The sequence below is a fragment of the Streptomyces sp. NPDC037301 genome, assembly GCF_055602785.1.
In genome coordinates, this window is record NZ_JBVJWD010000150.1 from 1 (window position 1) to 2,318 (window position 2,318).

At 72.4% G+C, this 2,318-nt stretch carries 1 protein-coding gene; it reads right to left on the reverse strand.

Annotation, left to right across the window (positions count from 1 at the left end):
- Positions 1-2,318: type I polyketide synthase (locus ACZ7IB_RS48980; RefSeq protein ID WP_470921846.1), on the reverse strand; the 2,318-nt coding region annotated here is incomplete at both ends.

Sequence of the window (2,318 nt, forward strand, 5' to 3'; positions counted from 1 at the left end):
CATGACCGCCCACAGCATCGGCTGGACCACATCCACCCGATCAAGAGACGGCGCACCCTCCCGCTCCCGCAGCACGTCCTCCGGCACCCAGTCGACATACGCCGTCAACGCGGCCGCACACTCACCGAACCGCTCCGCGAACACCGGCGAAGAATCCAGCAACTCCACCGCCATACCCGCCCACTGCGCCCCCTGACCCGGGAAGACGAACACCACGCCGCCCGGCTCGCCGGACACCTGGCCGCTGAACACATGGGCAGCGGATCCGCCCGTCTCCAGTGCGTCGAGTCCGGCCAGCAACGTCTCGCGGTCCTCCGCCACCACGACGGCGCGGTGTTCCAGCGCGGACCTGGTGGTGGCCAGGGCGCGTCCCAGCTCCTCGTCCGTCGCCCCGCTGTCGGCGGCGAGCCGCCGCAGCCGTGCGGCCTGTGCGCGCAGTCCTGCCGCTGTGCGGCCCGAGACGATCCAGGGCAGCGGGCCGTCCTCGCGCAGCCGCGCCCCGGGCACGGGTGCCGCCGCGGGGGCCGCAGCGTCGACGGGTGCCTGCTCGACGATGACGTGGGCGTTGGTCCCGCTGATGCCGAACGAGGAGACACCGGCCCGCCGGACCGGGCTGGCCTCGGGCCATGGGGTGCTCTCCGTAACCAGGCGCACCGCTCCGGTGGACCAGTCCACCTCGGGCGTCGGTCCGTCGACGTGGAGCGTGGCCGGCACGAGGCCGTGCCGGATGGCCAGTACCGACTTGATGACGCCCGCGACACCCGCTGCGGCCTGCGTGTGGCCGATGTTGGACTTGAGCGAGCCGAGCAGCAGCGGCCGGTCTTCGGGCCTGTCCTGGCCGTACGTCGCCAGCAGCGCTTCCGCCTCGATGGGGTCGCCCAGTGCGGTTCCGGTGCCGTGGGCCTCCAGCATGTCCACGTCGGCGGAGCCGAGCCCGGCGCTGGCCCAGGCGTCCCTGACGACCTGCTGCTGGGAGAGCCCGTTGGGCGCGGTGAGGCCATTGGACGCGCCGTCCTGGTTGATCGCGGAGCCGCGTACGACCGCGAGCACCCGGTGGCCGTTGCGGCGTGCGTCGGAGAGCCGCTCGACCAGCAGCATCCCGGCACCTTCCGAGAAGCCGGTCCCGTCGGCGGCGCCGGCGAAGGCCTTGCAGCGGCCGTCGAGCGCCAGCCCCTGCTGGCTGGTCATTTCGGTGAAGATGCCCGGTGTCGACAGCACGGTGGCGCCGCCTGCGAGGGCCAGCGAGCACTCGCCGCGCCGCAGGGACGCCACGGCCAGGTGGAGCGCCACCAGTGAGGACGAGCAGGCGGTGTCGACGGTGAGCGCGGGCCCGGTCAGTCCGAGCACGTATGCGATGCGGCCCGAGGCGACGCTGGTCGTCTTGCCGGTGAGCATCAGACCATCGAGCGTCTCCGGGGCCTCGTGCAGCCGGGGGCCGTACTCCTGGTCCATCGTGCCGACGAACACGCCGGTCCTGCTGCCGCGCAGCAGTTCCGGATCGATGCCGGCGCGCTCCAGCAGCTCCCACGAGGTTTCCAGCAGCAGCCGCTGCTGCGGGTCCATGGCCAGCGCTTCGCGCGGGGATATCCCGAAGAAGCGCGGGTCGAAGTCTGTGGCGCCGTCGACGAAGCCGCCGACTCCGGTGGAGACGCGGCCCCGGCCGTCCGGGCTCAGCAGCCGTTCCAGGTCCCAGCCGCGGTCGTCGGGGTAGTCCGAGATCGCGTCCTGGCCCGCGGAAACGAGCCGCCACAGGTCCTCGGGAGAACTCACCCCGCCGGGAAAGCGGCAGCTCATTGCCACGATGGCGATGGGGTCTTCCGCGCCGTCCACCGCACGGTCGCGGTCAGGCTCGCGCACCGTGACGGCGGCAGGACGCCGGTCTCCGGCACTGTCGCGTACGGACTCCAGGTGTCCTGCCAGCCGGGCCGGGGTGGGGTGCGAGAAGAGGGCGGCCGTGGTCAGCCGCTGGCCCAGCACGGTGTTCAGCCGACTGCGCAGATCACCGAGCATGATCGAGTCGAAGCCCAGGTCCTTGAACGAGCGCCGTACGTCGACCTCCTCCGCAGTGCCGTGCCCCAGCACGGCTGCCGTGTGGGCCCGCACCGCGTGCGAGACGTCCGGCGACACGTCGTCTGCACCGCTGGCGCCACTGCTGTCGTACGTGCCGACTGCCGCGACTGCCGTCGACGTGGCGCCCCCGGCCTCGGGGTCAGCGACCGCGCTGTCCAGCCAGTAGTGCTTGGTCTGGAAGGCGTAGGTCGGCAGCGCGACCCGGCGGGCATCGCTGCCCGCGAAGACCTCGGACCAATCGGGCGTAC